29 protein-coding genes and 1 pseudogene are annotated in these 26,652 nt (G+C 59.4%); 16 read left to right on the plus strand and 14 right to left on the minus strand.

Annotated elements, in window-relative coordinates; all coding sequences use genetic code 11:
* Both MOV75_RS04845 and MOV75_RS04850 read left to right on the plus strand, forming a co-directional pair.
* Window positions 1-2,691 (plus strand): annotated as a pseudogene (locus MOV75_RS04845) (hypothetical protein); the annotation flags it as partial.
* A 10-nt stretch (window positions 2,692-2,701) separates the two neighbouring features.
* A complete protein-coding gene (locus MOV75_RS04850) occupies window positions 2,702-3,163 on the plus strand; it encodes a DUF1192 family protein (protein ID WP_247005053.1) in 462 nt (153 codons plus the stop codon).
* A gap of 548 nt (window positions 3,164-3,711) precedes the next feature.
* Here MOV75_RS04850 and MOV75_RS04855 read toward each other — a convergent pair.
* Window positions 3,712-3,942, minus strand: coding sequence for a hypothetical protein (locus tag MOV75_RS04855; protein WP_247005054.1), 231 nt, complete (start codon window positions 3,940-3,942; stop codon window positions 3,712-3,714).
* A gap of 559 nt (window positions 3,943-4,501) precedes the next feature.
* On the opposite strand from MOV75_RS04855, the gene MOV75_RS04860 reads away from it, so the two are divergent.
* Window positions 4,502-4,954: a hypothetical protein gene (locus MOV75_RS04860; protein ID WP_247005056.1), complete on the plus strand. Its 453-nt coding sequence runs from the start codon at window positions 4,502-4,504 to the stop codon at window positions 4,952-4,954.
* On the opposite strand, the gene MOV75_RS04865 is transcribed toward MOV75_RS04860, so the two are convergent.
* Both MOV75_RS04865 and ligD read right to left on the minus strand, forming a co-directional pair.
* Window positions 4,908-5,708, minus strand: coding sequence for a hypothetical protein (locus MOV75_RS04865; protein ID WP_247005057.1), 801 nt, complete (start codon window positions 5,706-5,708; stop codon window positions 4,908-4,910). The two genes, MOV75_RS04860 and MOV75_RS04865, sit on opposite strands and share 47 nt — an antisense overlap.
* 502 nt (window positions 5,709-6,210) lie before the next feature.
* Entirely contained in the window at window positions 6,211-7,134 is a 924-nt protein-coding gene (gene ligD, locus MOV75_RS04870) for a non-homologous end-joining DNA ligase (RefSeq protein WP_247005059.1), read from the minus strand.
* A 136-nt stretch (window positions 7,135-7,270) separates the two neighbouring features.
* Here ligD and MOV75_RS04875 point away from each other — a divergent pair, with 136 nt between their 5' ends.
* The 5 genes from MOV75_RS04875 to MOV75_RS04895 all read left to right on the plus strand — a co-directional run bounded on the left by MOV75_RS04875 (window position 7,271) and on the right by MOV75_RS04895 (window position 11,347).
* Entirely contained in the window at window positions 7,271-7,477 is a 207-nt protein-coding gene (locus tag MOV75_RS04875; protein WP_247005061.1) for a DUF3606 domain-containing protein, read from the plus strand.
* A gap of 394 nt (window positions 7,478-7,871) precedes the next feature.
* On the plus strand, window positions 7,872-8,015 hold the full coding sequence (locus MOV75_RS04880) for a hypothetical protein (RefSeq protein ID WP_247005063.1): 144 nt from the start codon (window positions 7,872-7,874) through the stop codon (window positions 8,013-8,015).
* A gap of 69 nt (window positions 8,016-8,084) precedes the next feature.
* Window positions 8,085-8,294 (plus strand): hypothetical protein, encoded by a 210-nt coding sequence (locus MOV75_RS04885; RefSeq protein ID WP_247005072.1) that lies wholly within the window; start codon window positions 8,085-8,087, stop codon window positions 8,292-8,294.
* A gap of 1,260 nt (window positions 8,295-9,554) precedes the next feature.
* A complete protein-coding gene (locus tag MOV75_RS04890; RefSeq protein ID WP_247005074.1) occupies window positions 9,555-9,734 on the plus strand; it encodes a hypothetical protein in 180 nt (59 codons plus the stop codon).
* 1,424 nt (window positions 9,735-11,158) lie between these two features.
* The gene (locus tag MOV75_RS04895; protein ID WP_247005076.1) at window positions 11,159-11,347 is read left to right on the plus strand and encodes a hypothetical protein; all 189 of its coding nucleotides are present in this window, start codon (window positions 11,159-11,161) and stop codon (window positions 11,345-11,347) included.
* A 10-nt stretch (window positions 11,348-11,357) separates the two neighbouring features.
* On the opposite strand, the gene MOV75_RS04900 is transcribed toward MOV75_RS04895, so the two are convergent.
* From MOV75_RS04900 to MOV75_RS04925, 6 genes are all read right to left on the minus strand, one after another.
* Window positions 11,358-11,726, minus strand: coding sequence for a hypothetical protein (locus tag MOV75_RS04900; protein WP_247005077.1), 369 nt, complete (start codon window positions 11,724-11,726; stop codon window positions 11,358-11,360).
* Between the two features lie 12 nt (window positions 11,727-11,738).
* Complete coding sequence (locus MOV75_RS04905; RefSeq protein WP_247005079.1) at window positions 11,739-12,197, minus strand: hypothetical protein; 459 nt, start codon at window positions 12,195-12,197, stop codon at window positions 11,739-11,741.
* Window positions 12,198-12,306: 109 nt separating this feature from the next.
* Entirely contained in the window at window positions 12,307-13,050 is a 744-nt protein-coding gene (locus MOV75_RS04910) for a hypothetical protein (RefSeq protein ID WP_247005081.1), read from the minus strand.
* Complete coding sequence (locus MOV75_RS04915; protein ID WP_247005083.1) at window positions 13,050-13,337, minus strand: hypothetical protein; 288 nt, start codon at window positions 13,335-13,337, stop codon at window positions 13,050-13,052. Before MOV75_RS04915 ends, MOV75_RS04910 begins: the two co-directional genes overlap by 1 nt.
* The gene (locus MOV75_RS04920; RefSeq protein ID WP_247005085.1) at window positions 13,327-13,641 is read right to left on the minus strand and encodes a hypothetical protein; all 315 of its coding nucleotides are present in this window, start codon (window positions 13,639-13,641) and stop codon (window positions 13,327-13,329) included. Before MOV75_RS04920 ends, MOV75_RS04915 begins: the two co-directional genes overlap by 11 nt.
* 244 nt (window positions 13,642-13,885) lie before the next feature.
* On the minus strand, window positions 13,886-14,089 hold the full coding sequence (locus MOV75_RS04925; RefSeq protein WP_247005087.1) for a hypothetical protein: 204 nt from the start codon (window positions 14,087-14,089) through the stop codon (window positions 13,886-13,888).
* A gap of 533 nt (window positions 14,090-14,622) precedes the next feature.
* Here MOV75_RS04925 and MOV75_RS04930 point away from each other — a divergent pair.
* Together MOV75_RS04930 and MOV75_RS04935 are read left to right on the plus strand one after the other, a co-directional pair.
* Window positions 14,623-14,859, plus strand: coding sequence for a hypothetical protein (locus tag MOV75_RS04930; RefSeq protein ID WP_247005089.1), 237 nt, complete (start codon window positions 14,623-14,625; stop codon window positions 14,857-14,859).
* A gap of 779 nt (window positions 14,860-15,638) precedes the next feature.
* A complete protein-coding gene (locus MOV75_RS04935; protein ID WP_247005091.1) occupies window positions 15,639-16,064 on the plus strand; it encodes a DUF4440 domain-containing protein in 426 nt (141 codons plus the stop codon).
* Window positions 16,065-16,259: 195 nt separating this feature from the next.
* On the opposite strand, the gene MOV75_RS04940 is transcribed toward MOV75_RS04935, so the two are convergent.
* The 3 genes from MOV75_RS04940 to MOV75_RS04950 form a co-directional block, all read right to left on the minus strand.
* Window positions 16,260-16,697 carry a hypothetical protein gene (locus MOV75_RS04940; protein ID WP_247005093.1) on the minus strand — a complete coding sequence of 146 codons (438 nt, stop codon included), beginning with the start codon at window positions 16,695-16,697 and terminating at the stop codon, window positions 16,260-16,262.
* Between the two features lie 66 nt (window positions 16,698-16,763).
* Window positions 16,764-17,135 (minus strand): hypothetical protein, encoded by a 372-nt coding sequence (locus MOV75_RS04945; RefSeq protein ID WP_247005095.1) that lies wholly within the window; start codon window positions 17,133-17,135, stop codon window positions 16,764-16,766.
* Between the two features lie 343 nt (window positions 17,136-17,478).
* Window positions 17,479-17,769: a hypothetical protein gene (locus tag MOV75_RS04950; protein ID WP_247005097.1), complete on the minus strand. Its 291-nt coding sequence runs from the start codon at window positions 17,767-17,769 to the stop codon at window positions 17,479-17,481.
* 145 nt (window positions 17,770-17,914) lie between these two features.
* Here MOV75_RS04950 and MOV75_RS04955 point away from each other — a divergent pair, with 145 nt between their 5' ends.
* On the plus strand, window positions 17,915-20,935 hold the full coding sequence (locus MOV75_RS04955) for a BTAD domain-containing putative transcriptional regulator (protein ID WP_247005099.1): 3,021 nt from the start codon (window positions 17,915-17,917) through the stop codon (window positions 20,933-20,935).
* Window positions 20,936-21,979: 1,044 nt separating this feature from the next.
* On the opposite strand, the gene MOV75_RS04960 is transcribed toward MOV75_RS04955, so the two are convergent.
* On the minus strand, window positions 21,980-22,228 hold the full coding sequence (locus MOV75_RS04960; protein WP_247005101.1) for a hypothetical protein: 249 nt from the start codon (window positions 22,226-22,228) through the stop codon (window positions 21,980-21,982).
* 137 nt (window positions 22,229-22,365) lie between these two features.
* Between MOV75_RS04960 and MOV75_RS04965 the strand changes: the two genes are divergently transcribed.
* Window positions 22,366-22,572, plus strand: a complete 207-nt coding sequence (locus tag MOV75_RS04965; protein WP_247005103.1) for a cold-shock protein — start codon at window positions 22,366-22,368, stop codon at window positions 22,570-22,572.
* A gap of 30 nt (window positions 22,573-22,602) precedes the next feature.
* Here MOV75_RS04965 and MOV75_RS04970 read toward each other — a convergent pair whose 3' ends face one another.
* Window positions 22,603-22,908 carry a hypothetical protein gene (locus MOV75_RS04970; protein ID WP_247005105.1) on the minus strand — a complete coding sequence of 102 codons (306 nt, stop codon included), beginning with the start codon at window positions 22,906-22,908 and terminating at the stop codon, window positions 22,603-22,605.
* Window positions 22,909-23,448: 540 nt separating this feature from the next.
* Here MOV75_RS04970 and MOV75_RS04975 point away from each other — a divergent pair.
* The 4 genes from MOV75_RS04975 to MOV75_RS04990 all read left to right on the plus strand — a co-directional run.
* Window positions 23,449-23,610, plus strand: coding sequence for a hypothetical protein (locus MOV75_RS04975; RefSeq protein WP_247005107.1), 162 nt, complete (start codon window positions 23,449-23,451; stop codon window positions 23,608-23,610).
* Window positions 23,611-23,822: 212 nt separating this feature from the next.
* Window positions 23,823-23,996 (plus strand): hypothetical protein, encoded by a 174-nt coding sequence (locus MOV75_RS04980; protein WP_247005109.1) that lies wholly within the window; start codon window positions 23,823-23,825, stop codon window positions 23,994-23,996.
* A 1,416-nt stretch (window positions 23,997-25,412) separates the two neighbouring features.
* Window positions 25,413-26,267 (plus strand): AAA family ATPase, encoded by an 855-nt coding sequence (locus tag MOV75_RS04985; protein ID WP_247005111.1) that lies wholly within the window; start codon window positions 25,413-25,415, stop codon window positions 26,265-26,267.
* Window positions 26,149-26,652: hypothetical protein (locus MOV75_RS04990; protein ID WP_247005113.1), on the plus strand; the 504-nt coding region annotated here is incomplete at its 3' end. The genes MOV75_RS04985 and MOV75_RS04990, both read left to right, overlap by 119 nt.

Consider the following 26,652-nt stretch of genomic DNA (forward strand, 5'->3'; position numbering starts at 1 on the left):
AGCAGCGTCGGCGGCGCCGTGCGCGACTTCACCGTCGGCGCACAGGGCGTAGGCAAAGGCCTCACCGACATCGTCACCGGGCCGTTCGACCTCGCTGCCGGCGCGCAGAATCTCGTCACCGGCGGCATCAACAAGCTGTTCGGCACCGAGATCCCGCCCGCGATCCCGGCGTCCAAGCTGGTCGAGAAGGCCACCTCGGTCCTGCCGGGCATCGACCCGGCTACGATGTCCCGCAGCGAGAAACTCGCTTACGACGCCAGCCGGTTCGGCACCCAAGCCGTCGGCACCGGAGCCATGCTGGCCCAGCGCGCCCCGCAGGTGGCCGCCGCAACTACGCGACCTAACACGGTCGTCGGGCGCGCCCTTCACCATCTATCCCGGCCGTACAGCGAGGCGCCTGCGCGGACTTTTGTTGGCGACACGATCGGCGGCATGGGCTCCGGCGTGGCTGTGAACGCTGCCGACAACTATGTCCCCGAGCATGCCGTCGTGGGGGATACGATACTGAAGCAAGTGGCGAACATTGTCGCGCCATTGGTCGGCGCAGTCGGCGCCAATTCCATCCAAGGCGCCGCTGAGGGCATTGCCGGCGCATTCAGAAACGTTGCCGCTAAGTCGTTCAGCTCTGCTCCCGCGCCGATCCCGCTCAACCCGAACACTCGGGCGCCGTACAGTACCGCTGACGTCGATCGTGCCGCCACCAAGATCCAAGACGCCGCCTCTGGCTCGGCCCGCGCATTGGCGCAAGACATCCGCGAGAACGCTGCGGCCTTGGCGCGGCCGGCAGAAGAAGGCGTTTCGCCGTTGCAGAATTCGGCCATGCCGACTTCAGGGCTTCTCTCTCGAGATCCGGGACTCATTGCGGCAGAGCAGGGAGCGCGCCTCAAGTCAGCGCCAGACTTCATCAAGCGCGATCAGAACGTGAAGAGCGCCGCGGCCGAGCGCATCGAAGCCATGCGAGATCCAGAGGCCGACCTAGCCTCAGTAATGCGCCGGGCAGCGCACGCGCGAGATGGGCGAATTGGTGCCGCGGAGAATGAGATCCTTCAGAGGGAAGACGCGAGCCGATCGATCGACCGAATTCGAGCAGACCAGGGAGAACCGTTCGGCGCGCTTGCAAACAGCGAAGTAAGGGCGAACGCTTCGCGTCGACTGGACGAGGCTCTCGTCGACAGGACCTACGTTCCGGCGCGCGCCGAGAAGAATCGGCTGTTCGACAACGCGCCAGGGCGCTCGGATGAGCTTCCGGCCGACACTATCTTCTCGGCGATCGACCGGATCCGCGCCAACGCCAGTGGCTTGACGCCTGGCGTACTGCCGGAGGACTTCATGCGTCGGCTAAACACCCTCCGTCCGCAGATGGTCGAGCACCCGCCGGAGAGCGGCCAAATGGTCAATGTCGGTGGGCCCGGAACGGCGCTCGGCGGCAACCTGGCGGACCTCCGTAAGTTCATTGGCCCGGCTCAGGAGCGCGCGCAGGCGTCTGGCAATTTCGATTTGGCCGACAACCTAGGCCGGCTGCGGAGCGCTATTAACCGGACCCTGGAGGATGCACCTGGCTATTCGGAAGCTAATGCCAACTATCAGCGCTTCGCAGAGCGCTTCCGCCCGGAGCGAAACGACGAAACGGCGCGCTTTACGCGCGAGCTCGATCGCGGCGGCCAGAGTGCTGATGGCCACCTCAATCGTGGCGGTACGCCACCGAGTGCTACTGCAGGCCGCTTCCTGGCTACGCCGGAGAAGGCGGCCAGCTTGACGCGGGCGCTCGAGGGTTCGCCCGCGGCGCCGGATGCTCATGCGGCTCTGCGCGATTATCTGCGCTCCGACTTTGCCAGGTCAGCCCTTAACGCCGATGGTACGGTGAACTCAATCAGGGCGAACGCGTGGGCTCGCAACTATGCGGATATCCTTGGGCAATTTCCGGCGGTTCGAGGCGAGTTCGACGACATCGTTGCGTCCGCGCGTCGCGGAGAGCAGATGTCAGCGCAAACGAGAGCTGACCTCGAAGCCGCCCGAGCAAACCGCAAGTTTACCGAAACAGAGGTCGATCGCTCCGCGATCGGCACGCTGCTTCGCGAGGATCCCCGCGATGTCGCGAAGAAGCTCCTTGGGAGCAAATACGGCGCCGAAGCCAAGCTTGACGAGATCAATGCGCTTATTAGGAACGACCCCCAAGCGGTGCGTGGCTGGAAGGCAGCCGTGTCCGAGGTTCTCGCTGACAAGGTCCAAGGTACCCGCCAAGTGGGCGACACGCTCGAGGTGCACTTCGCGCGACTGGCGCGCGAATTCAAGGACAACGAGCTAATTCTCGCCAAGGTCTATTCACCCGAGGAGATGAACAATCTTCGCCAAGCTCACAAGATCCTGTCGTACTTCAAGGAAGCGGAGAAGCGAGCGACTGTTGGCAGTGACACCGCGGAGAAGATGGGAATTCCCGGATGGGCACAACTGGCTGTGCGCCATTTCAAAGGAGACCTTGCCGGTGGCGGGCTCATCAAGCGGTTCAAATTGATGCTCGAGTTGCTTCCATCCAACCGGGAGAGCGCCGACCAGATCGTCCAGGCTGCATGGTTCAATCCCGACGTCGCGGCGTATCTTTTGGAGCGGCCGCTGAAGAACCAGAATGCCGCGTTCAATAGTGTCCCGCTGCGCCGGCTGATCGCCGCTGCGAATGCCGCTCGCGAGAACTAAGGAGACATGGATGCCTTCAATCGCCGCCTATGATCTATCCGAGCAGCAGCGCACATTGGTGCGTCTTATCGTCAATGAAGGACGGCGGCCTGAGGAAGCAGCCGAAATCGCCGGATACCACCCGAAGTCCGTCTATAAGACAATGCGGCTGCCGGCGGTCGCTGCTGCAATTTCAGAATCCATCCAACTTGACCTTGCAGTGGTCGGCGCGCCTCTAGCTTATCGGGTTGCGAAGTCGCTGCTCCAGGACGCAAGCATCAGTGCTCGCGTCCGAGCTGATCTTTCAATCAAGGTCCTGGATAGGGCAGGGCACATTGTTCCTGCGCGCAAGGACCAAGCTTCCCAACATAAATCGCTCTCCGAAATGTCTCGCGACGAGCTCGCTGACTTTATTGCGAGCAATCAAGCCGAGATCGACAAAATCGAGGCTGAGCTGGCCTCGCGCGCAAAGGACGTGTCTTATCTAGGCTAGGCAGGTCGGCCTGAGGCGTGGCCGCCCTTCAGCAGCGATGGCTGTTTGGATGGGACTAGCGGCTTTCATCTAAACTACCTCAGTGCGAACCACGCTAGCACCGACGAATAGCGGGACCAACGCCACGCTTAAAAGCACCAACGGTACAGGTTCATTGCCTGTGTGGTCATATGCGGGCTCCTTAAGAAAGGCCCCGCAGCGGCGAGGGGGCTTCAATGCCGAAATTTGCAGGGGACGCCAAACGCCGAGGCAGAAAAACGGCCCCAGCGTTTGGCGGCGGCTGGGGCCGTTGGGACGCTCCGGCATCAAGGGGGGCTTTGAACCGGAGCACCGCACCAAGCCCCAGGCTTGCCGGTAGTTCCTAGAGAAGAGATTGCGCCGATGCGAGAACCGGCCCATCGCCAAACGCGCGTATGACGACGGACCGTCCCGGGTGGATGGCACGTCTAGATCGCGCCACAGACCGAGATCCCAATCCTGCTGGCCGGAGAGTCGTTCCTCTATGCCAGATCTCCCGAGCGGGCCGGAGGCCGCCCGCTGAAGCGGTCTTACTTCGGCTTCTCGGCGTGGATGTGGAGGACGTAGAGGGTGTTCTGGAACTCGTCCACTACCTCCATCCGCCATCCACGGTCCGGGGTTAGCTTCCCGTCGAGGCTTTGGAGTATCTGCCCAGCCGTCACCGCGGCTTCATGCCAAGCGGCGTGCTTGTCGGGCAGCTCCTCGCCCTCAAGGTCAGGTTCGTGGCGCTCGTGGGTCACATGGAAGAAATAGCGCGGCATGCGTCAGTAATGCTGACACGCGGGCGCATGTTCCGGCCGACCAGTCTACTTCTGTTCCTTACAAACGTACCGCTCGAGCCGTTTGCTATTTCCTGTCACAACCTGTGGCACGGTCATTGCTAGACTAAGTGCAACTGGGATTTCAGCGCTCAGTTTGAGAATAAATGCTGCCGGGACATTCATTTCGAGCCCGGCAGCGTTCTACTTCGAGACGCGCGGGACGATTGCCAGCTTAAACTAATGAACGGCCTCGGCTCGGCGGGAGCTGAGGCCGTTGGGGTCTGCTCCGGCTTCAGGGGGGCTGTTGGGACACCAGAGCGAAGATCCAGCTCATCAAATTGCCACTTGTTCCCAACTCTTAGCGGGAAATCTTACCTTCGGCCTATGCGCATGGCGTACTGCCACAGCAGCCAAGCAAGTCCCGAACGGGCCGGACTGGATTCATGAGGTGAAGCACGACGGCTACCGGATGCTAGTCATCCGGGAGAACGAACGCGTGCGCCTCCTCTCCTGAAACGGCACCGACTGGACGAAGCGTTATCTTCGGATTGCTGAGGCGGTGCTGAAGAACCGGCAAAAGCGCTTTGTGATCGATGGGGAGGCCGTGATCCTTGGGGTGGACGGGGTCTCCGACTTCAACGCGCTGCACAGCCGCAAGCATGATCACGAAGCTCAGCTTTACGCCTTCGACATTCTTGCGATGGGCGGTGACGACGTGGGCGCTCTGCCTCTGCATCTCCGTAAGACAAACCTCGAGCGGCTACTGGCTCGCCGGCCGGATGGGATCATCATGGCGCCTTTCGAAGGCGAGATCGTGCCTGATCTATTTCGAGCCGCCTGCTTCAGAGGGCCTGCGCGAGGACCTGCAAACATCGCCCCGCTGACCCCCGCCGAGCAGAACGAGCAGAGCTATGTAGAGGGGTCATCGGGCACTCGCCGGGCCCGGTTGATCGGTTCCGATCGCTCTAGCGCAGTGACCAGGGCCATGCCGATGATGTTTGCGGCTTTTTGACTTGGGGCAGCGCGGGGGGTGGCGCCGGCTTTTGCGTCTGGGCGACATTGGCCGACTGCCGCGGACGCGGCAGTGGTACTTTGGACATCGCCTTTGGCTCTTCGGGGCTCACCTTTGGCTCTTCAGGCATCACATTTGGCTCTGAGGCGTTGGCGATGACCTGTGAGAGTTGTTCCTGGCTTGCGTTGAGCCGCTCGGTAAGCGTTTGGCTGTCGCGCGCCATCTGAATCTGGGTCGCTTTGATCTGGTCGATGGTAGTGTTGTTACGCGCCATTTCTTCCCGGCTCGCCTTGATTTGGCTCATGAGATTTTCATTGTCGCGCACCAATTGTTCTTGTCTCACCTCGAGCTCTTCGACCGTTTGCCTCAAGGCAGCGATATCGCGCACCATCGGTTGGAGCTGCCGCGCAAGTTCGGCAGACAGGGCAACTGCAGTCGGCGCGGCGGCGTGCGGCGGGGCCTGTGTCAAAGGGGCCGGTTCTGAGGGGGGCACCTTCGCCTTATCAACGGAGGGTGACCACCGCCAGGCAACGGCACCAATGGATGCTGCCAATAGAGAACCGAAAACCACGTAGCGCCAACCCGCCGAGCCATGAATCGTTGCTTGCGTGGCGCGAGACGTCTTCCTGCTGGCCGGCGGGGCCAAAGGACCGACTTCCTCTTCGCGCGCTGGGTTGACCAGTTCAAATAACTGCTCCTCCAAGCTTTTCGTGATCTGCTCTTCCGCGAGCTTGTCGCCCAGCGTGGAATCCATTTGGCGCTCCATATCAAATGCAATGGCACCCGCCTGAGAGCGATTCGCATCTGCGCTAGGGCGAGCTAACATTCAACGGGACTCAGATGGTTTTTGAGCCTGCGAAACTTTCCTAAAGGTGAGGATGGAGCAGCACGTCACGTCGTTTTTTTTTTTCCAGCTCACCCAGAACTGTACTGGCGTTTTAACGCAGTCGAGGAGGCGGAAGTATGTTCAGAACTCAGGGAGCTACAAGGACGGATGACCAGAGTGGGCTGCTTTTTGCGATGATAGTCGGATGAGCTTTTGGAGCCGGCCCAGAGCCTCAGGCGCGACCGGTGGGTGCCTCCGCGAGAAGGTTCCGCAGCCGCGCCCGCGACCTCGACGACCTCCTCGTCATCCAGCACAGTAAGCAAGGCGTCGATCGTAGCTCTTTCGTCGACGTGGCGTGCCAGGATGTTCTGCGTACCCCGCATGGCGAGCAACACCCGCTTCTCTGAGTGAAGCTTGGGGCCGACGCGGGTCATAAGTCCTCCCGGAGGCCCTTGAAGAAGGGATGCCGTACCTTTCCCTCTGCCGACTTGGTGCGATATTCGATCTCTGCGAGCAACTTTGGCTCGACCCAGATGCCCTTGTGCGCAATGCGCTTGGCATAGGGCTGCGTCCTGCGCCGCAGCGGCTCCAGGCGCTTCCGCAGTTCGGCCGCTGATGTCTTGTCGAACCCATGGTCTACCTTGCCGGCATAGATCAGATCATCGCCCTTGCGCCGGCCGAGATACACGCCGTCCCATTTGCCCTCGTCGAGAGCGAAGCCGGCAATGGTGAGGGTCTCACGTTGTGCGCAGGTCACCTTGACCCAGCTGTTGCCTCGGCCACTGCTATAGGCGCTATCGCGAACCTTGGAGACGACACCCTCAAGACCGAGCTTGCAGGCATGCGCGAACATCTCGCGGCCGTCGATCTCGAAACTCTCGCTGAACTGTAAATCGGCGCCGGAAATGATCTTCTTCAGCTCGGCCTTGCGCTGAACAAGCGGCAGGCTGCGAATGTCTCGATTGTTGAGATAGAGCAGGTCGAATGCCACCAGCACGATCTTGGAGGAGGTACCCTTCAGCTCGTTCTGCAGTACCGAGAAATCAGTCGTGCCGTCAGCGGCCGGGACGACAACCTCGCCGTCGATGATCGCCGAGCCCGCCTTGATGTGCCAGGCGTCCTCGGCGACCTTCTTGAAGCGCTTGGTCCAGTCGTGGCCGCGCCGGGTGTAGATGGTGACCGCGTCATTGGCCAAGTGAACCTGAACGCGATAACCGTCGAACTTGATCTCGTGAATCCACCGCTCCCCGGACGGTACCCTCTCGACGGAGGATGCCAAGGCCGGCTCGATAAAGCCCGGGAAAGGTGCCTTGACGCCGATCGCCGGGGACTTCCGCTGACGCTGGGACGCCACCAAACAACTCCAAGCAACAAGCTCATTTGCTTCGAATCTTTCTGCGGGGATTCGTTCCAGCCGTGCGGCGGAGCTGGAGTCGAAAAAGGAACCAACTGAATCGCCATGCGTTTTTTGCAGCGCATGGAGGTGCAGTATGGCTAAGGCAAAGAAACAGACCGCTCGCGGTCGCAAGCAAGACCGCGCACGCGTGGCGGGCGGACAGAAATACGAAGTTGACTACGAGGCAAAGAAGACGGGCCGCTCGGCCTCGGCGGTGAAGAAGGCGGTCAAGAAGGTCGGCAGCAGCCGGAAGAAGGTGGAGCGCAAGCTGGGGCAAAAAGGAACACGGACAAAAGGGTAGGGTTCTTCTCAGAGGAGGATACGTTCATGAAAGCAGCAGCACTTGGTTTGGCGATTTTGTAGCCGGTTCGTCAGGATATGCCTCGGCCCACACGCCGAAGCGCCATCATCATGGCTTGTCCAAGTCAATGAACATGATGCCCGGACCCGGGCGCTCGGCAGCCCGCAGTGACCCGAACGGTACCGCCGCCGGTCAGTTGCTGGGCTGCCGCCTCATGGACTGGCACCGGGCATGCTTCTCTGTCTCTCTCGTTTGGCTGGCGATCCTCGCCGCCGCGCTGCTCTACGCGCTGATCGCTCCTTACCCTCATCCTTGAGGACGTGACGGCGCCGCTCTCGGTCGAATCTATTGAGCTAGATCAAAGGTTGCAGCGCCGAGCTGATGGCGTAGCGCCATGGCCGACGCCAAACCAGACAAGCCGGAGCAGTCGCCGCGGGCCGCCGATGAGGCGCGGCAGAGCGAGATTCGGCGCGTTATCGAAGCATATGCGGCCGACCTTCGCGAGATCATTAAAACACTGCGGCAAAAGCTGAACTAAGGCTCGCCTCCCTAAAGGGAGTGGACGCCGTGCTTATGACTAACGTCGAGCCCCCGAGGAGCATTTCCAATGCCTTACTTCACGTCAGACCAGACCCGAGGCGAGCGCTCGGCCAAGATACTCGCCGACATCTTCTGCGCTCTCATGCTCGCAACCTTTGCCATCGTGTTCTTCGGTTGGCTCGGAGGCCTAGCCGCCTTCCTTGTCCTCGAAGGTTGCCTTCTCGCGGTTGATTGGCTGGTCCCCAGCAAGGACGATGCTGCCGGCGTCGTTCGCTAAAACCTCTTAGTTCCTGAACTGCGTGCGTGCCTTTTTCGATTTCGCGAAGGGACGCTCCGATGACCAAGAAGCGCGACTGGTTTCTCATTGCGATCTTTGTTTGGATAGCCTGCTCGGCAGGGTACATCCTTTACCTCGTGGTCGACCTGATCAGATAAGCGCCCTGGAGGGAGCTAGAGGCCGTCCCTTGAAGCGAGCGAGCGTCCCGCTGAAGGAATGGCCTAGACGCCAAGTTTTGAAGCGCTCTAAAATGCCCGTCGGGACGGCGGGACAGACCAGAGCGCAAGGTGCAAGAATACAGAGCATATATCGTCGACAGAGACGGTCACATTTCCAGCCGGGTCGACCTCGTTTGTGAAGACGAGGACTGCGCCCGGAAGCGCGCCCAGCAGCTTGTTGACGGTCACGTTGTCGAGCTATGGCGGGGCGACGAGAAGATCGAGCGGTTCGAGCCACCACCGCGTCCCCAGCCTTGAAGAACGCCGCCGGCACATTCTTACTGCTCCACCCAGGGACTTCACGGGCAGACGCCGCTCCTCTTGCCAGGAGGAGCGGAATTCGATCGCGGGCTCCGACGGTTCACTCCCTTGCAGGGAGCGAACTGTTAGTCCGCTTTTGACCCGCACCGGACCTCGGGAAGATTTCGATGCCGGCGCCGGCGGGTGCCCGATACCGACACGGGATTTGGTTACATTTCGTGATTGAACTGCTCAACTCTTTAATCGACTAATAGATATTTCAAAAAAATCATCGGAGCCGCAATGTCCTCTCCAGAAGACGACGATCGGCGCGAGTTTTTAAGATCCTGCGGCAGGTTCGCCTCCGTAACACCTCCGAAGATCACAGCCTTGCTTTCGACCTCACTTACTAGCAGCGCAATTACCAGCTCCTGCGGCGGGCGTCGTGTATGCCTAATAACAATCGCTCAGAGCAGAAAGCGGCCCGAGAGGCAGCCTTAGACTGTCACCGGTGCTTGCCGCTGGCAACCAAGCGAGAAGCTGGGCAATCGCGGCGACTTGCACTTTCGGGTTTGGACCCGCGAGGATCGGCCGCACGTGCTTTACCAGCGCGTCCGATTGCCGAAGCCTCTCTCGCATTTCCCGCTCTTTATTGACCAGATAGGCTGCTTACTTGACCGCATCTTTCCCTTCGGACGCGTCTGCTGATGGGCCCTTAACTGACTTCCACGCCCTTGAAGGGAGTGGACGGTTAGCCGCTCATCCGGCAAAATCTCGCCCTCGGCGGAAGGGAGACCTAGCCATGAAGGACATGCAGGCAAGCCTTGAAAAACTCCGCACAGACGCAGCAGAAGCCACTTTAGTTCGAGACCTAGCAACCGACCCCAGAAAACGAGAGCTGTACACGAGGCTGGCCGAGCACCTGACCAAGCTGGCCAACGACGTCGAGCAGGCGATGGAGGTGCAGCGCGCCAAGCCCTGAAGGGAGAGTTGTTCCTTTGACCTAGGTCAAACAGCCTCTTTAAAGCGAGCAGTTGCCTACTTCGAACTGCACCGGAGGAGCGGGCAATGGACAACGATCGCCCCACCTGGATGATGAATGTATTGGCTTGGACAATAGCCGCTATTGGTCTCCTCACGATCCTCTGGATGGCGCTAGGGCCGCCTTGACCGCAGTGCATTGGGCTGGTTCGGCCTCACTGCGGCAACCGACCTTTTGAACCACACCGAGCTATTAGACCACCAAATAGCACCGGCTCATTGCACATAGAGAGCGTTTCCAATGTCGAAACCGGCGAAGCCGCGCGTCGCACATCCAGTCGCATTGGCGGTGTTTCTAACTTTCATCTTGTCGCTGGCCCTCCTGGTGATCCTCCTCCCCATTTATGCGACCCCTTAAGGCGGCCTGCGCCCCGGCGCTTCCTTGAAGGTGAGTGGATGGATCAGAAACCGTACGCAGACTTAAGTGAGTGATCAAAATTGACCGGATTGTCCTGCGCTATCGTGACACGCTCTAACAATGAAAACTTGGATCGAACACCTACGGTGCCCCCTTTGTGGCAAGACCGGCGACGCTGAGCTCGTGGAGCTTAGCCAGTTCAATAACGAGTTCCTCAAAGTTCCCGAGGGCTTCGAGGTATTCACGAACGAATTTGGTCGCGACTTCAACTGCGCAACCTGCAAAATGCCCGTGGAGGCATCGAACTACACCCTTGAAGGAAGTGGAACAGACCGTTTCCGCTATCCACTTTCCTAGCCGCGGGTGGATTGAACCGGGAACAAGTGGCAATCAGTCTGCTTTGGCTCGCATGACCGAGAACGCATCGACCCGACTTACTTTTCAATGCGCCAAATGTCGGCAAGCCTACAGCGCCGTTCAATGGCACTCGTTTGTAAGGCGAGTAAAATCATTCAGTTGCTCAGCGTGCGGCAACGTCGTGCTCAGCTGGATGGGGGACTACGACTTCGAGGGCTGGCAGCGGCTTCCCCCTCGCCAAAGTTATGAACAGTCCCCAGGCAGCGGTCGACACTCTGAGGCGATGGAAGCAAGGCGCGAGATGGTTAGCGGTCATTAACTTTTGCCGGGCACCTTCTTTCGCATGATGCACTGCGATTCGACAAAGAGCGATTGGACGGTCGAAGAGATGGCTTTGCTGGCAAGGTTGGCCAGGGAAAGAGCCAGCGCACTTCAGGCAGCTCAGGTTCTGGGACGCCGCGTCAGTTCGGTGCGCCGCCAAGCGCGCCTGCTGAAGGTCGTGCTTTATAAGGGCGTCTTTCTTCCTGCGCAGCCCAGTTCGCAGTCCTGAAGGGAGTGGGCGCACCAGTGGAAAGCCTCGTGTAGAGGGCTGGACTCAGAATTCCGAACGCTCTAAGGCCGATCGGGAACAAATGGCAACGCCCCGGTCCATGCTGGATTTCAGAGCCTATATCATCGATGCGGAAGGTCACATTGCTGGCCGCATCGACCTATTCTGTGAAGACGAGGAAACCGCACGCCAGCGCGCCCAGCAACTTGTTGATTGGCGCGCGGTAGAGCTTTGGCAGGGCCCCCACAAAATTGACAGGTTCGAGCCGCCACCTCGCGCGCTGCCCTGAGAGGAGCGGGCTACTCCGGCGCTGCGCCGTTCCACGGATTGTAAGCGCCGGCTGGCACGGGCGAAACGAACAGCGCCGACATGTCGTTGCCGGTATAGGTGCCGCCGAGGATCACCGCGCTTTCGTTGTCCCAGGCGAGACGGCAGGCGGAGTGCTGCGCAAGTGTGGTGTCGGAATTCGCCTTTGCGATAATCATCCAGAACCCTGGCTGCAGCGCCTGCGACACGTAGACGCTTTCATTGGGGAAGCAAGTATCGGAGTCCCACCCGCCTGGGATAACGTAGCCGCCGCCATCCATGGGCGGAGTGTAAAGTTGGCTAATGATCTCATCGCCGATCGCCGCTTGTTCATCAGCAAATTCTACGAGATGAAGCTTCATAGCGCGCAGCCCCTAAGTGGTTAGCGATTGCAGCTCGGCATCGCTTATGCGCATGCCGCGCCAGGCGGATACCCGCTTGACGTAGTTGTTGAGATGGAATGAGCCTGTGTCGAAGTTGCCGATGCGAGCTGTGGTGATCGACGCCGTGGCCGGTACGGCAGTCGGCGTGTCCACGCTGCCGAGCGTGCCGTTTGTCGCGCACCGCGCATTGCCTAGAGACCACGCAACAGCGGTTTTTGTAACGACGTTGAACGCCGTGGCGAAGAGACCAGAGCCGTAGCGGTCCGATCCGCCAGCGCTGATAAAACAGTTAGTGAGAAAGCCCTGATTCGATCTCAAATCCACGCGGTTGGAAGGCGAGTTATCGTTAAATGCGAAGAAGCCGCCAAAGCTGCTCGGCGAGCTGATGCCATGAACCCGGAACGATCCCGTCTCACCGTATGAGGCCAGCATCGCGGCTGCCCCGGTCATGTTGTCGGCCGATCTTGTCGCGGGTGCCGTGGTGGTTGCAATTAGCGACGACGCGTGGGGTGCATTCGCCTCCATCATCGCACCCCACAAATAAAATCCAGTCGAACCGTCACCCGTGGAGTTTCCGTAATTGTCGAAATAGAGCGCCCCGAACCCGGGAGCGGTTGCTTGCGTCGCTGCTGCGGTCGCCGTGAAAGAAATCCGGTACCACCCGTTGGCAAGTGGCGGCAAGTGGCTCCATTTTGCCGGTCATCCCGGCGGACAGTTGGTCGATCACGCCAGTCGACAGATTGGCTCGAACAGCGGACGCCCAAGGAAATGGCGTGTTGTGCGGCTTCTCAAAGAACAGCTGGCTGTGACCCGGCGTCGCCTTCGCGTAGATTGACCAGGTGTAAGTGACACCGCTCGTATAGGCTACGACGTTCGCGCCCTGATCTGCCTTAACGAAGTACGGCAAAGTCCCCGCATTCTGCACGAACAAATTCGCGGAGCTGCCGTCTGGTGCCGCGATGGTGCCATCTATCGTGACGTTTTGTCTCGACCAGGCGGTATTCAAGGTCAGATTGTGGATCAGCGAATTCGTTCGGCCGCCCTCGACCAGCAATCCTAGATCCGTGATGCGAGGAACATTATTCGAGAACGGAACGAGCAATCCGCTGCTCGTCTGTGCATAGCCCGACGATGCGCGCGAGCAGTTCAAAATGTTCGACAGCGGAGCCCCCCAATAGAGGCCATCCGCGAAGTTCGCATCGATAGTCGCAGGAACACCGCCAGCTTGCAGCACCCACGCGGGAGCGCTCGCTATCCCAAGGACAGGGAACGACGGCAGCGTGAGGTCGAGACCGAGGCGCATCAGACGTCAATCGTCGCAACAGATGCGGTCGTGCCGGTGCTTTTCACCCGGCGCACGCGGTAGGGGATGACCTGCCCAGCGGAAAGGCCGGTGAATGTGATCGGAGCCGCATCGTCATTCTGTACGGGGATAATCACCAGATTCCCCGCGGCAGTGACGACCAGGCTCTTTGCATAGGGGTCCAGATCGGTGTTGTCGTTCGGCGTGACCACCCGGCCGAGGCTGCCGAAGTTGAACGCGGAGCCACGAGACGTCTGCAGAGGATCCTTGGTCGCATCATAGGCCATTTAGAACCTCATCGAGTTTGGCGAACTGGAATTCCTTAAGCGCACTGCCTTCGGTGGCGTTCACCACATCGACGCCGACCGCGCGCGCAGCTTCATCCCAGCCGGCGAAGCCCGGTAGGAACTCGCGCTGATAGATGTCGCCGTCCCGCGCCGTTCCCTTGTACTCATCGTGGCAGTGCTCGCGGCCGCCGACGAAGCGCATGTCGTAACCGAGCAAGACGACTCGCGCGGCGCCGAGCACGACCGCCTCACGGTCGAGCACGAACTGTTTCTGGCGGACCTTACGCGCGGCTTCACGATCCATGGATAACGGCTGGCCCAGTTGTAGCCCCCGCGCGTGATCAGGCGCACGCGGTCGCCGTCGCGCTCCAAAGCGGAGGCGGTAGCCATCATACTCCACTTCACGGAGCCAAATCGGGCCGCCTGGGCCGCCACGCCTCTGCTCGGCAGGCAAAGTTCACACGAACGCATTCAGGAAGTAATAGGCATTCTCGACCTGTTTACGAGATAGAGCTTGGAGCATCGGACCAAAAGCTGGCGGCCACATTTTACGGCTTGGTCGGCTGATCAGGTGCGATGCTGCTGCCCGTGCTCTCACTGATAGCCTGCTCCACTGCGGATGCGAGCACAGCAAGGTGATCGGCCAATCTGGCAAACAACTCACGCTTCTTGGGATCAGTCGCCAAGTCGCGAATAAGGGCTGAGGGTATGAGGCCCGGGCTCCTAGGCAATCCGGGCCTCGCCTTACCCATCCGGCGCCGCATAATGAGGCCCGAGATGTCCGCTCAAGATTATGCCGACGATCTCACCGCATGTGTGCACTACGCGCTGGAGACAACCCGTGCCGTCGCCGTCTGCCCATTTCATTCTGAGGTCACCGTCCGCGTAGGCGACGATGCAGCCGAAAGCCAAGCCTTCGAGCGCGCCAAAAGGATCGTTAGGAGCGATGGCACGAATTGGGGGACGCAAGACCTCAGGGAAGAAATCGTGCGGCAGCTCAGCGTAGCAGCGGACGGGTAGTTGCGACGCTGCGCTCAACATTGGTGGCCCCGCGCCGGGCAGCGCATAATCAACAGTAATCTTATCGTTCGCCTTAGCGCACAGTTCCAGAATTAACTCGCAACACGAACATCAAGCTTAATCCCAGACCGTGATTGCGGCCGTGCTCCAGAGGACTAGGCTTGCGCACACCGGACATTGCCCTTGTCCGGTCCACCCCAGCGAAGTCGCGGCACCATCATACTCGGTGCCGCGACTTCGTCATTGGATAGTCGCGCGAGCTTCAATGAGTGAGCAGCCGGACCACGAAACGCTTCTCACCGAGATGCGTCGACAACTTACGGCACTCCGTTCGAAACACTCGGACAATCTTTTAATTGCTTCGCTGTTGAACCGCCTTTACGTGAAAGTCGCTTTTCTGGTGAAGCCAACAGACTTGGCGCACGAGCAGTATCTCAAATCTGAATTCGAACGAACGTTGACAAAGGTCAAAGAGATTGCTGCACGGACCAAATCTGACTGAAGCCAAACCGGGTGGTCATCTCCCGCCGGGCTCAATACCGACCCGGTAGGGTGTTGGCTTGTAGATCGTTGGCGCTGCTCAAAGGTCGCTCGATGACTACTTCTTCAACATTATCCCCATCGTTCGCGCCATTCGCCTCACTGATCCGGCGTGACGGCCCAGCTCGGCTTCTATCTTCGATACGCCTACGCTTGCCCGGGCCAACTTGACCAATCGTCGGACTTCCTGCTCGTCCCATTGTTTTGGCTTCGGTGTCATGGTGCGGCGCTCAAGACCTGACCACTTAACCGGTGCGCCTAGTTGTCGACACTTGGGAAATTTACGTGGTCCCTGCGCGTAACCATCGTGGGCATGGCCCCGATCAGCGCGCGGGGGCGGATTGGGGATCGGATCGCGGCCGGACTACTGGGCATGGTGGATAGGTCCGCTGTCAGGAGTATAGCAGACGCCGGTCTTCGCTGACATCAACCGCCGCTTGTGACCCAACTCGGACGTCAACCAAGATGGGAACGCTGTTCGCTCCTCATCTCGACGCCGGCGATACAGCGCGTCATCTCGTCCGGGCGGGGCCGCCACGGCAAGGAGCAATCACTCTCGTCGCTCCCAGGACCGAGTGAGTTGGCTAGGGCGCCACGTCGCAGTTAGTTCGTCAATATTTCTTACGGTAATTCCCCGGAGTTGCTGTTTTGTTAAACCCGGTCTGGGATGTGGCATTCGACGCCTTCGCTGTGGGCAACACCCGCGCTGCAATCGAATCGTACATTGAGTTGGAGATGATCATGCGCAACATCGTACTGGTGATGATATTCGTGGTCTCGCTGGCGGCTCCGGCTTTGGCCCAGAAGCCCGAGATTGAGGCGATCAACACCAAGTTTATTGAATTCTTCAACAAGGGCGATTTCTCTGGTATCGGCTCGCTCTATAGCGCTGATGCGATCGCGATGCCACCCGGCTCCTCGATGGTGCAGGGCCGAGCCGCCATCGAAGTGATGTGGAAAGGCATGGCGGATCAAGTCGGCGACCCGAAGCTTACAACTGTTGACGTGAAGTCGCTCGGCCCTTTGGCGGCACGCGAGATCGGCACGTTTGCTCTGAAGACCAAAGGACCGACACCGCAGGAAGTGACTGGAAAGTACGTCGTTGTTTGGGAAAAGGTCGGAAATGACTGGAAGCTCGCCACCGACATATGGAACGAGGGCAAGTAGGCCGCCCGTAGGCGTACGTGTCCGTTGTTGGGCGAAGTCACGGCTCGTGTCATGGAGGTCCGGCTTTTGAGGCAGAGCGGACCAGATTTCCTCATCCTGAGTTTCGCAGTTTGAGCAGGGCGGACCTCGCTCCGTTGCAGCAGGGTCAACCTGCAATTGAAATCGAGCCTGTGCTGGGCGGGCTCGGAACGTAACTCAAGCGGGTATGAGATTGATGACTCGCATGATAGCGGCATTCCTGCCTATGTTCTCAGTGTCCTCTGGTTCACCTTTGACACAAGTCCATACGTCGTTTTTCTTGACCGTGAACGGGTGGTCATCGCGATGATCGAGGCGCATTTCGCCGTCGATGCACTGGCAAACCACGTCGTTTCGCATGGCGTCATCTTTGAGCGTTATCTTCGGCCGGAAGTCTATGTCAACGACCTGAATTCGCTTATAGGCCGGGAGTACGGAGTCGCGCCCATGCATCGCTTCGCGTTCGCTTACCTCCACTAGCCGGACGCCTGGGGCGAACTCCTTGCCCTCATCGGGCCGGTAAGGCTGAGCCACACTTGGATCGGCGGCAACCAGAGCAGTTCCCATTGTCGCGACAACGAGCATCAGAGCAGAACGCCGGTCGATTTCACTCATAGTTTCCTCCCGCTTGGTTCGCCCGCAACGGGGCCGGTCCATGAGGCCGGATTTACATCGAGAAGTTCAACGGCCTGTTCCTATTTCGGCGATAAGGCCACGGCAGCGGAGTATCGTGCCGGCCTCAAGTTCGCGATCGAGCGGGGCTGGCTCGAGTTGCTCGAGAGTGACATCTACGTGAAGTTCACCCAAGCCGGCGCCGGTCTGTTCGCCTAAGCTCGGCGCTTCAGCCAGCGGCCTTCGCGTCACATCATCTTCAGACGTTGGACGGCACGTCGTCAAAACAAACGCCGACTTGCTACATTGCCATTCACTGCCGAGGGCGGCACTCGAGACGGGCCGGGGAGCAGCGGCCACGACCAATAAGACAGCCGCGGCGGCCAGGGAATTTGCGATGACGAGCTTGCGTCCTTTGCGATTCCGAGTTGCGCCGATCATGGCCGTCGCTCCTTTTGCAGGTCAGTGAGCACGCTAGGCCGAGTTTGTTTCGGGATGGCTTCGTGGCCGCGCCAATCGGTCTCGTTCACGCGGCAGTGATTGTTTGGGCGGAGCGGGTCGATTACTATCCTCCTGGGCGTACAGGCTGCGATCAGCTACTTCGACGGACGGTGGAACCGCCGGTATGAAATGCCTGCTCGGACGACCTCAAGGCTCTGGGCTTGAAGTCTCCGAAATAGTCCGCCCTCTCAGTTCGCTGGCCGGCAAGGAGCGCAGCGAGATCACGCAGTGCGACTGCCGCGCGGTAGCTGCTGGAAGATCAGCCGCCACGCGACAGCGCGATCTACCGCGCGGGGTCAATCGCAACAACGGGGGAGAGGGCCAGCGCTGTAATTGCGCGTCCTCCGCTGCTGGCGGTCTGCTCATCGTGTGCCCCTTGACGCGGCGTCAGGACCGGCGCGGATATGCCAGCCGCCGGCGTTTCCTGTTGCGCGTTGGCGGGACCCACTGCCGCGAACTGATGCGGCGTGATCGGAAAACCCATAACTTCATACGTCGGCAGTTCTGTAGCGTTGGCTCCGATTGTGCCCATCATGAAGGCTGCGGCGGCTGCGATCGACAAGCGGTTCCACATGGTGATCTCCATTGGTGTTAGTGGGCCCTGACCTCGCACGCAGACTACTTGCCGGTCGTAATGGACCTGTCGGCCCGAGCGTGATAAATTCGCAAAATCGTCGGACCGGGTGCTTTTTGCATCCTGAGCCATAGGGCCGGCGGATATGGCGAAGGTAAACCTCGCACTTCTCGGCGGTTTCCGGCTCCAGATGGACACCGGAGAGCCCATTCCGTTGGTCACCAAAAAGACGACAGCCCTGCTGGCCTATCTGGCGCTGCACGAGGGGGAGGCACAGGCGCGGCCCAAGCTTGCGGCGCTGCTGTGGGGCGACCACATCGAGGCGCAGGCCCGCGACAGCCTTCGCCAGGCGCTGAGCCTTTTGCGCAAGGCATTGTCATACGCCTGTCCGGGCGCGTTGATTGCTCACGAGGATACGATCGGTCTCGCGCCGGCCGCTCTCACGATCGATGTAAGGGCATTCGAGGATCTCATCAAGAAATCGGGTGTCGAGAATCTGGAGCGGTCCATCGAACTCTACCGCGGTGAATTCCTTGAGGGCTTTCAGGTAGCGGCACCGGAATTTGAAAGCTGGGCAGCGACGGAGCGTCAGCGGTACCGTCAACTTGCCTTAGATGGTATGGCGAAATTGCTCGATCATCACCTCTCTGCAGGTGCGCTCGAACATGGCATTCACATCGCAACACGCCTGCTTGCCGCCGATCCTCTGCAAGAACGGGTTCATTTCACCCTGATGCAGCTATATGCCCAGCAGGGCAGACGGGGCGCGGCGCTCCGCCAATATCGCACTTGTCTCGAACTCCTCTCCAAAGAATTGGGCATCGAGCCCGATGCGCAGACCAAAATACTACACCGCGACCTCCTGCGAGAGTGGAATCGTACACAGCTCAACCGCTCCGTGGTGCCCAGCGCAGTGCGACAGGGGCCTGCCAGCGTGAGCAGCGATGGATCGCCACCCGCGGACGTTTTGGACAAAAGCATTTCCCCATCGATGCACGCGATTGCTGCGCCTGGTAATCTACCTGCCGAGGCAACGAGCTTTCTCGGGCGTGACAAGGATATCGCCAAGGCCGGCGGCATCCTGTCCAGCGCGCGGCTGGTGACGCTGACGGGTCCCGGTGGAATCGGCAAGACACGGCTCGCACTCCGGCTTGCGGCACAGATGCACCGAAATTATGCAGACGGCACATGGCTGGTGGAGCTTGCCGCGTTCGATGATCCCAATGCGATCGGTCATGCTATCGCCGATGTCTTCGGCATTACGCAGCAGGCCGGCAAGACCATCGAGCAAAGCGTTGCCCATTCGCTTTCGAGACGAAGTTTGCTTCTCATTCTCGATAATTGCGAGCACTTGATCGATGCGATAGCTGTTCTTGCACGGCAGATTCTGTCGGCATGCCCACACATCAGCCTGCTGGCGACAAGTCGAGAGACGCTGATGATAGAGGGCGAGCGAACCTACCCGCTGGCGCCACTCGAGTGCGGCGGCGGAATTGAAGCGCCAGCGGTGGAGTTGTTCGTAGAGCGCGCGCGATGCGCGGAACCACGCTTCGAACTCAACGGTGACGCTGAAACGGTCCTCGAAATATGCCGCCGCCTCGATGGCATCCCCTTAGCCATCGAACTCGCAGCTGCCCGAACGCGCGCAATGAGTCCCGCTCAGATACGCGATCGCTTGCATGAACGCTTCCACCTGCTCACCAGCGGGTCGCGTCGCGTCCTGAAGCGGCATCAGACGCTGCGCCATGCTGTGGAATGGTCGTATAACCTGTTGTCATCGTCTGAGCAGGCCCTCCTTTCGCGCGCGTCGGTGTTCTCCGGAGGTTTCGGGCTGGAGGCTGCCGAGTACGTTTGCAGCGGCGGTGACATCGCCACCCCGGACGTTATGCATATCCTGGACTCGCTGGTGCGGAAATCGCTGCTCGGTACCAGACGGGTAGGGAATGCTGTCCGATACAGCCAGCTCGAAACGATTAGACAGTTTGCCGAGGAGCGGCTCGCGGTGCTGGGTGAAAGGGAGGCCGTTCGCGATCGTCATGCGCAATTTTTCGCGCAGGCAGCAGAGACGCACCACAGAGTTTGGCGAAGCCCGCAGCAACTCATGGCCTACGCCTGGCTCGATCAGGAGATCGACAACCTGCGGGGGGCGTTTCGGCGGGCGAGTAGTCAAGGTAACATCGACGTCGCGGCCCACATTGCGTCGAGGATTCCGGGCATGGCAGTACTCCGGGTGCGCAGCGAGCCTCTCAATTGGCCGACAGAGATCGTCGATGCAGTTCGTCGTGCCGATCATCGCCGGCTCGGAGCCGTGCTAACCTATGCAGCGATCCGGACGTGGAACCTGGGAAATGTTCAAGAGGCGACGCGCTACGCCGAGGAAGCGATTGCGCTGATCGGCAACACCAACTTTGATCCGCCGGTATGGGCGTTCGCGGTTCTAGCCATGATCGAGTCCCGACAGGGCAATGCCGAAAGAGCGGTCAGATTTGCGCGAGCCGGCGCTGAGCACCCAGCTGACCAGCGCGAGCGGCAATGCCTCGCCACGCTTCCTTTCTATCTGGCAATGGCCGGCGCGCATGAAGAGGCGATGGCGATCGCCGACGACATTTTGGAAAAGGTTGCGGCCACAAGAACGCCGAGTTCGCTCGTTGCTGCGCTGTTTTCCCAAGGAAGAGCCTTCAGCAAAGCCAACCCAGTACGTGCCTTGGATGCGCTTGAGAAGGCGCTGGCTCATGCGAGGACATCTGGCAACCGTTACTGGGAGATCGTCATCATACCGGCCGTCGCGGAGCTGCAGGTGCGGAACGGTGATCCGGGCAAGACGTTACGATCGCTCCCCCAAATGCTCGAAATCTGGGGGCAATCAAACGAAATTGGGCTTGCGACCCTCACCACTGCGACCCTGATTCTGCTGTTTGAGCGACTTGGCCATCCGACGGCTGCGGCCACCCTTAGCGGTGCCCTCTCGCAAATGATCCCGTCCAGCAGCTTTTTCCAGGAGCTACCTGACACCGTCGCCCGCATCCGCCGCGTGCTGGGCGATCCCTCCTTTGAGCAGGCGAAAAGGCACGGTGCGGGAATGACCCATCGCGAAGTGGTTGATTATGCGACCAATCAGGTCCGGCACGCATTAAATGTGATGGGTGCGTCCACTGCGGCCTCGTGATGGAATTGATCCCGAAGGGTGCGGCAGGCGTGACTGACGATTGCTGGCAGGGCGTCGGATTGTCGGAGACCATGTGTGCCAGAGTGGGCTTGCGCGGCTTTGGGACTCGAAATTTCTGTTTCATCGCGAAACGGCTCCCTGCCAGGACCGACTGAGATTTGGCTGGATCCGCAAAGAGCATGCCAGCGGAGTGCAACCGGGATTTCGCGCAGAGAGCGCTGTAGGCCGGTGCAAGGACTATTGGGTTGGCGACTCCTTCCATCCATAGGACTGGCGCGGGATCTGGCCAGTGATGTCGACGTCCTTCTCGTCAGAGAGGCGCCAGGCCGCGACTCCGAAGCAGACGGTCAGAACCACGGCTGTTGTTAGCAGCAGCATCGATAGAAACTGGCTCACATCTACACCCCTGAACGCGACGCATGGGGTGAGCGACCATGGAACGTCGATTCGGAAAATGCAGATGCGTTGACGTATTGGCAGAATATCCCCAAGCCATTGCGCGATTGCGCAAGTACCACTCGGTTGAAGTGATTATCCGTCGACTCGCCGCGGTAATGTCGTACTTGGTTTCCCCAATATTTGGAGGAAGATCTGATGAGTAAAGTCCCTCGGACCAGTCACACGACTAGCCCTGATCGAATGGCGGACTAACGATCGATAGTTCATAAAGCAACCGTCTAACGACCCACGCTAGAACCGCGCCGCGGCCCAGGGGCCGAAGTGCAGGTTGCGCCGTTTGGTGTCGGTGCGAACCGCTCTGAGAGTGTTGCAGACTTCGCATCTCGCGTTGCAGAGAGAGCGGCCGAGATAAACGATGAAAAGCCGATTGCTGCTAGGGCTGCGAACACCACCCCTAAAACTAGCCTACGCATTTAATCCTCCTCCGCTCATCTCAGCATCCAACCGCATTGTTTCGCCACGGCTTCGTTCGGCCGCGGAAATGGTTTCGTGCACGAGACCGTGTAGTGTGATTTATTGCTTCTGTGCTCCCTAAGCCGGAGGCAGATCCCAACAGGCCTCAACGGCCCTGCACGGGATCAGTCTTCAGGGCCGATGAAATTCCACCGACTGCTGTTTCAGTGAAACCCTCGCCGCAAAGCCTGCGTGCAGCCAAGCCCTTGCTTGCGTATGACCAGCTTTGCGCGAGCTCTCGTTTCCCCACCAGGCGCTGAACTTGTAGGCTGAGGATGGTAACGGTCTCCCGAGAATTTCTTCGATTTCCAAAAATGTCAGCCGGATGGTTTGCATCCTCGTGCGCTGCAGCTTGCTTCCTAGCGGATCGTAGATGGACATGCACCCGCTCGTCACGTCTGCCGTTGCCGCTGGCGGAAGGGAAGTTGATATCTCATGCGTGAGGCGTCTCGATTTTCGCTTGTCAGATCGAAGGGAGGCGACCTAGGTTACGTTTATCATTCAAACGGGAGGCGCACGTGGCGACAGGCACGGTGAAGTGGTTCAATGCAACTAAGGGGTTCGGTTTCATCCAGCCCGATGACGGCGGCCAGGATATTTTTGTGCATATTAGCGCGGTGGAGCGCGCCGGGTTGTCTGGATTGGCTGAGGGGCAGAAGGTCTCTTATGAAGTCCAAGTTGATCGCAAGCGCGGTAAGAGTAGCGCGGAAAATCTGCGCGTTTGACGGCTGCAGCCACAATAGTGGGCGTTTAGATCATTGCACTTTTTGCCCTAAGTCTCTCAGCACGGCGTGCAGAAAGTCGCTTGCATGATCGTATTGCGCGTTGCCATTTGTGATCTGGCGAGCGTGCGGCTCAATTAGGCGACCCACGGTTTCGGAGCCGAGCAGGTCAACTCTATCCGACCACAGCAGCAGTAAGTTATCCGGAATGTCTTCCGAAGATCCGAACAGCCTCAGGAGGAGATGTTCGCCCTCGGGTTTGTGGTCGTGATGAGCCTTCGCCGCATAAAAAGCGAACAACCCACGAAAGGCATCACGGGAAACGGCAGGCTTTCCCATTGCCATACCCCCAAAAGATTTGAGTTCACAATGGAAGCAAGTGTGAAGCTTTGCCTCGGGAAAAGCTAGCAAAAAAATTGCTCCTCTTGCCTCCCGCCGGACGGCCCGCCTGTTTGAGGCGTTGCTCCAGGTAGTCGTCCAAGCCCAATTCAAACGGCAAGTGAAAGCTAAATTTGCAACGCCTTTGCGTGTTCGGGAAGAAGATGCAGCCTGTCAATCGCAATACAGATGTTAGCTGATTAGGTCATCGCTGTTTACGCATTTTCGAAGTCCGACGGATATTGAGGTCGCTTTATTCAAGCTGACGCTTCCAGCCTTCCTCCAACCCGACCGCCAAGAGCTTGAAGGCGCGGCGCCCCCTGTCTCCCATCAGGGCGCGGAGCTGCCCGGCAACACGGAGATAGGAAGTCCGCTGCGCTAGTTCAGGTCGTTGGGGCTGGCAGGTTCAACTCAGGCCACGTTCTGTGTTCCTCTTCGAAGCGAACTGTTGCATAATTTTCCCCTATTTGAGTTTGCCATATTCGCGAGGAGGCCTTTGCCATGCCGAGTAGCGTCGAAGATCTGCAGATGCTGCGCTTGATCAAAGCTTTCCGGACAATATCGGACCAGGACGCGCGGCGTGCCGTGTTGCTGTACGTGGAGGAGCAAGCCGAGAACCAACGTGTGAAGTCGAGCCAAAAACGTGGCCAGACGGATCACTAGCAGATTCTTGGCCACCATAATGTACTTCGCTCGCCCGCTTTGCGCTTCCCACCAGGGCGCACAATCGCACTGCTCCCGAGTGCGCTCTGGGTGACCAGTATTGGAATTGCGCCGCCTCCGCATGCGGCGCTAGCTTCTTCGATTGGGAGTTCGACATCGTAGTGGAGTGGCGTCATGTCGAGTGCGATGGAGTTATTGTGGAAGGCTAAGCCATGCTCCAAGACCGTGACTCGCTCGACGACCTGAGGATGTACCGCCGGCGCTTGTGGGTCGACCTGAAGGCAAGAACAGGGTTCGATTGCCGGCCTTCGATGGCGCTGGTCGAGGAGGACATCGTGGCCATCGAGGCGGGTCTGGAGAGCTTGTCGGGGCGGGTTGGCGGGTAGGCAGGGCGACTCTCTGAGCCAACCAATTCTATCGTGTTAAATGAGGGCGGCGTACGCTCAGCCGGCCTGGCGATCCTAGCGCCGCTTTCAAACGATTCTCTTTTCTAGAGCAGCACGGCCAGCAGCGGTTAATGAAGCACCGCCGCCGGCTGACCCGGGTCGCAGAGGTAAGTTACGAGCTTGTCAAATGGCAAGGCGTCGGCTGAGAATCTGCGTATCGGCTGATCGAAGGAGTTGCGTTGCCCGCGGGGCCTCCGTCGGCTTCCGAAGGGGCTTCCCTCACGTCCGAGTAGGTGCGCAATTATACAAGCGGAAGGCGCAACCATAATCCGCAAACTTGCATCGGTCGAGTACCGGCTCTACTCGCGTAAGGCGAATTCCAAGACCGGCAAGCGGCGCAACCTTGGCACGTTCAAAAGTCATGCGGCAGCCGAGAAGCACGAGCGCGACGTGCAGTATTTCAAGCGACACTGACGCGCAAAGGAAGCGCCGAGACGTACTCGACGATCCTATTTGAGGGAAGTGGTCGCGTCGAAGTGGAAGGCCCGGATCGCCGGATCACGCTGGCGGCGCTTTGTCGCAGTGCGGCGAATGGATGAAAAGGGAAAGAGGCCCGGGAGGATCGAACGCGAACCCCTGACAAGCCATAATCGGCCTCGACACTTTGTTCACTATATGTTCATATGCCTTGAATCCGCGAGGCGCGGATTCGGGAACGCGGCAGCCATTTTGGCGCCGCTCCGATGTTGTTATCACATGTTCGAACATACATAGAACCGGTCGAAGGCTACGTCATGTCCACGCCGGTACAGGCTCGATTCGCAGTCATGGTCTTCGAAGCGGGCTTTGCAGACCATATGAAGGAAACCCGGCATTGTCGTTCGTGTTCTCATGGCGCCGGTGTCCGCCCATCAACCGATCGTTTAGGGACGAGGCACAAAATCGGCTACGCGTCGGCAGATTCGCGGATCGGCGTCTTCGTCGCAGCCAGGTATGTGAAATGCAGTTCTTTCGTGACATCCCGAGGAATGCTTATCGGACGCTTTCTCTGACCAAATTCAAGAGCCCCATCTTGCGTCGCGCTGCGCGATCGTTCACCCTTTGGGGGCGAGGTGAGGGCCGACAATCTTTGGAGGCCCCCGTATCAAGCCGGGTCCGCCTATGAGGGACAATGAGATGAACAAGGGGCGTTCGGCATTCCGGTTGCAGCCGACCACCGGCCAGGATCACCCTCGGTCCGCGGGTGAGGTCATGAGGGAATTGATCCGCGAGGCCCACCGCCAAAGTTCAAAGCAGCCAGTCGAGCGTATGACGCCCGCAGCACCAGCGCGGCCCTCACAGTTTGCGGGCGGAGGTTCGCCAATGCTCCCCGAAGCCCTACGAGGCTTGCTGAGGGAAGTTGAGTCGACACGCCGAATGTCAGATCTCGTGCTTCCAGATCAGATATCGGCGGACTTGCGCGATCTTGTGAGCGAGATCCGTGACTTGGCTTTGCTACGTTCGCACTCCCTCGAACCGAGACATACCATACTGCTCATTGGTCCTCCTGGCACAGGAAAGACAAGCCTCGCCGGAGCGCTCGCGAGCGAACTGGCGCTCCCGTTCTTGACGGTCCGGTACGAAGGATTGGTAGGTAGTTTCCTCGGAGAGACGGCGTCGCGGCTTCAGGAGATTGTTGATTACGTCTCGCATACTCCGTGCGTCCTGTTCTTCGACGAATTCGACAGCGTCGGCAAGGAGCGCTCGGATGTGCAGGAAACGGGCGAAATTAAGCGGGTGGTCAGCTCGCTCCTCCTCCACATGGATTCATTGCCCAGCCATTGCGTCGTCGTCTGCGCCACCAACCATCCTGAGATGCTCGACCGTGCGGTCTGGCGCCGATTCGAGGTACGCATGGAATTGCCTCGTCCCGGCGCGGCCGAATTGCGTGACTGGTTCGACAGGACCGAGAGGTCGTTCGGCTTGTTGGGGATAACGAACGAAGAGTTTGTTAGACTATTTTCCGGTGAGACATTCTCGGAAGTCGAAGCGGTAACAATAGACGCACGCCGTAAAGTTGTATTATCACGAGGCCAATTGGCGCCGAGTGAAGCTTTCCGGGTAGCGGTTGAGCAGTGGAATCGGCGCCGAAAGGTAGGGGGATTCGCCGCCGATGGCTCAACGTCCGATCGTTCGAATCCTTCGCGAACCCGACGCGCGAGCAAGGATAAAAGGTCAAAGGGCGCGCTTCCCCAAGGGGATTTCCTCGGCCGACCAGGCGAGGAGCCATAACGGTAAGTTCGAGCGCATCGAGAGTAGCATCGGCCGGGTCCTTGCCGGTGCCGATCTCAAGAATTCGCCCGCGGAGGTCGCGCCCGACAGGGCGCTGGTTTTCGAAGTCATCGGGCCGCTCTCGACGGTAACGAAGTTTATCCAAGCGGCCCGCGAGACGGGCTTCGATTGGCTTGGCGAGGATTACGACCTCACCCAGCACGAGGATGAGGACGACGAAGGGAACGTAGCTGCCGCAGACGACGGCGAGGGCGTTGATGCGGACCAGAGCGTTCTCTATGTCACAATGCCGTCGATCAACGGCCTGCAGAAGATCGTCGCGCTCTGGAAACGCTTCACCGGCCGAGAGCCAAAGCCTTCCGGCCCCGATGGCGAATGGTGGGAT

It is taken from the genome of Bradyrhizobium sp. PRIMUS42 (assembly GCF_023006515.1).
Taxonomy (GTDB): domain Bacteria; phylum Pseudomonadota; class Alphaproteobacteria; order Rhizobiales; family Xanthobacteraceae; genus Bradyrhizobium.

Excerpts from the sequence above, each read along its gene's own strand:
- MOV75_RS04850 (WP_247005053.1), top strand. The coding sequence starts at position 2,702 with ATGCCTTCAATCGCCGCCTATGATCTATCCGAGCAGCAGCGCACATTG.
- MOV75_RS04855 (WP_247005054.1), bottom strand. The coding sequence starts at position 3,942 with ATGCCGCGCTATTTCTTCCATGTGACCCACGAGCGCCACGAACCTGAC.
- MOV75_RS04865 (WP_247005057.1), bottom strand. The coding sequence starts at position 5,708 with ATGGATTCCACGCTGGGCGACAAGCTCGCGGAAGAGCAGATCACGAAA.
- MOV75_RS04875 (WP_247005061.1), top strand. The coding sequence starts at position 7,271 with ATGGCTAAGGCAAAGAAACAGACCGCTCGCGGTCGCAAGCAAGACCGC.
- MOV75_RS04880 (WP_247005063.1), top strand. The coding sequence starts at position 7,872 with ATGGCCGACGCCAAACCAGACAAGCCGGAGCAGTCGCCGCGGGCCGCC.
- MOV75_RS04885 (WP_247005072.1), top strand. The coding sequence starts at position 8,085 with ATGCCTTACTTCACGTCAGACCAGACCCGAGGCGAGCGCTCGGCCAAG.
- MOV75_RS04890 (WP_247005074.1), top strand. The coding sequence starts at position 9,555 with ATGAAGGACATGCAGGCAAGCCTTGAAAAACTCCGCACAGACGCAGCA.
- MOV75_RS04895 (WP_247005076.1), top strand. The coding sequence starts at position 11,159 with ATGCTGGATTTCAGAGCCTATATCATCGATGCGGAAGGTCACATTGCT.
- MOV75_RS04900 (WP_247005077.1), bottom strand. The coding sequence starts at position 11,726 with ATGAAGCTTCATCTCGTAGAATTTGCTGATGAACAAGCGGCGATCGGC.
- MOV75_RS04905 (WP_247005079.1), bottom strand. The coding sequence starts at position 12,197 with ATGACCGGGGCAGCCGCGATGCTGGCCTCATACGGTGAGACGGGATCG.
- MOV75_RS04910 (WP_247005081.1), bottom strand. The coding sequence starts at position 13,050 with ATGCGCCTCGGTCTCGACCTCACGCTGCCGTCGTTCCCTGTCCTTGGG.
- MOV75_RS04915 (WP_247005083.1), bottom strand. The coding sequence starts at position 13,337 with ATGGCCTATGATGCGACCAAGGATCCTCTGCAGACGTCTCGTGGCTCC.
- MOV75_RS04920 (WP_247005085.1), bottom strand. The coding sequence starts at position 13,641 with ATGGATCGTGAAGCCGCGCGTAAGGTCCGCCAGAAACAGTTCGTGCTC.
- MOV75_RS04925 (WP_247005087.1), bottom strand. The coding sequence starts at position 14,089 with ATGGGTAAGGCGAGGCCCGGATTGCCTAGGAGCCCGGGCCTCATACCC.
- MOV75_RS04930 (WP_247005089.1), top strand. The coding sequence starts at position 14,623 with ATGAGTGAGCAGCCGGACCACGAAACGCTTCTCACCGAGATGCGTCGA.
- MOV75_RS04935 (WP_247005091.1), top strand. The coding sequence starts at position 15,639 with ATGCGCAACATCGTACTGGTGATGATATTCGTGGTCTCGCTGGCGGCT.
- MOV75_RS04940 (WP_247005093.1), bottom strand. The coding sequence starts at position 16,697 with ATGAGTGAAATCGACCGGCGTTCTGCTCTGATGCTCGTTGTCGCGACA.
- MOV75_RS04945 (WP_247005095.1), bottom strand. The coding sequence starts at position 17,135 with ATGATCGGCGCAACTCGGAATCGCAAAGGACGCAAGCTCGTCATCGCA.
- MOV75_RS04950 (WP_247005097.1), bottom strand. The coding sequence starts at position 17,769 with ATGTGGAACCGCTTGTCGATCGCAGCCGCCGCAGCCTTCATGATGGGC.
- MOV75_RS04955 (WP_247005099.1), top strand. The coding sequence starts at position 17,915 with ATGGCGAAGGTAAACCTCGCACTTCTCGGCGGTTTCCGGCTCCAGATG.
- MOV75_RS04960 (WP_247005101.1), bottom strand. The coding sequence starts at position 22,228 with ATGTCCATCTACGATCCGCTAGGAAGCAAGCTGCAGCGCACGAGGATG.
- MOV75_RS04970 (WP_247005105.1), bottom strand. The coding sequence starts at position 22,908 with ATGGGAAAGCCTGCCGTTTCCCGTGATGCCTTTCGTGGGTTGTTCGCT.
- MOV75_RS04975 (WP_247005107.1), top strand. The coding sequence starts at position 23,449 with ATGCCGAGTAGCGTCGAAGATCTGCAGATGCTGCGCTTGATCAAAGCT.
- MOV75_RS04980 (WP_247005109.1), top strand. The coding sequence starts at position 23,823 with ATGCTCCAAGACCGTGACTCGCTCGACGACCTGAGGATGTACCGCCGG.
- MOV75_RS04985 (WP_247005111.1), top strand. The coding sequence starts at position 25,413 with ATGTCAGATCTCGTGCTTCCAGATCAGATATCGGCGGACTTGCGCGAT.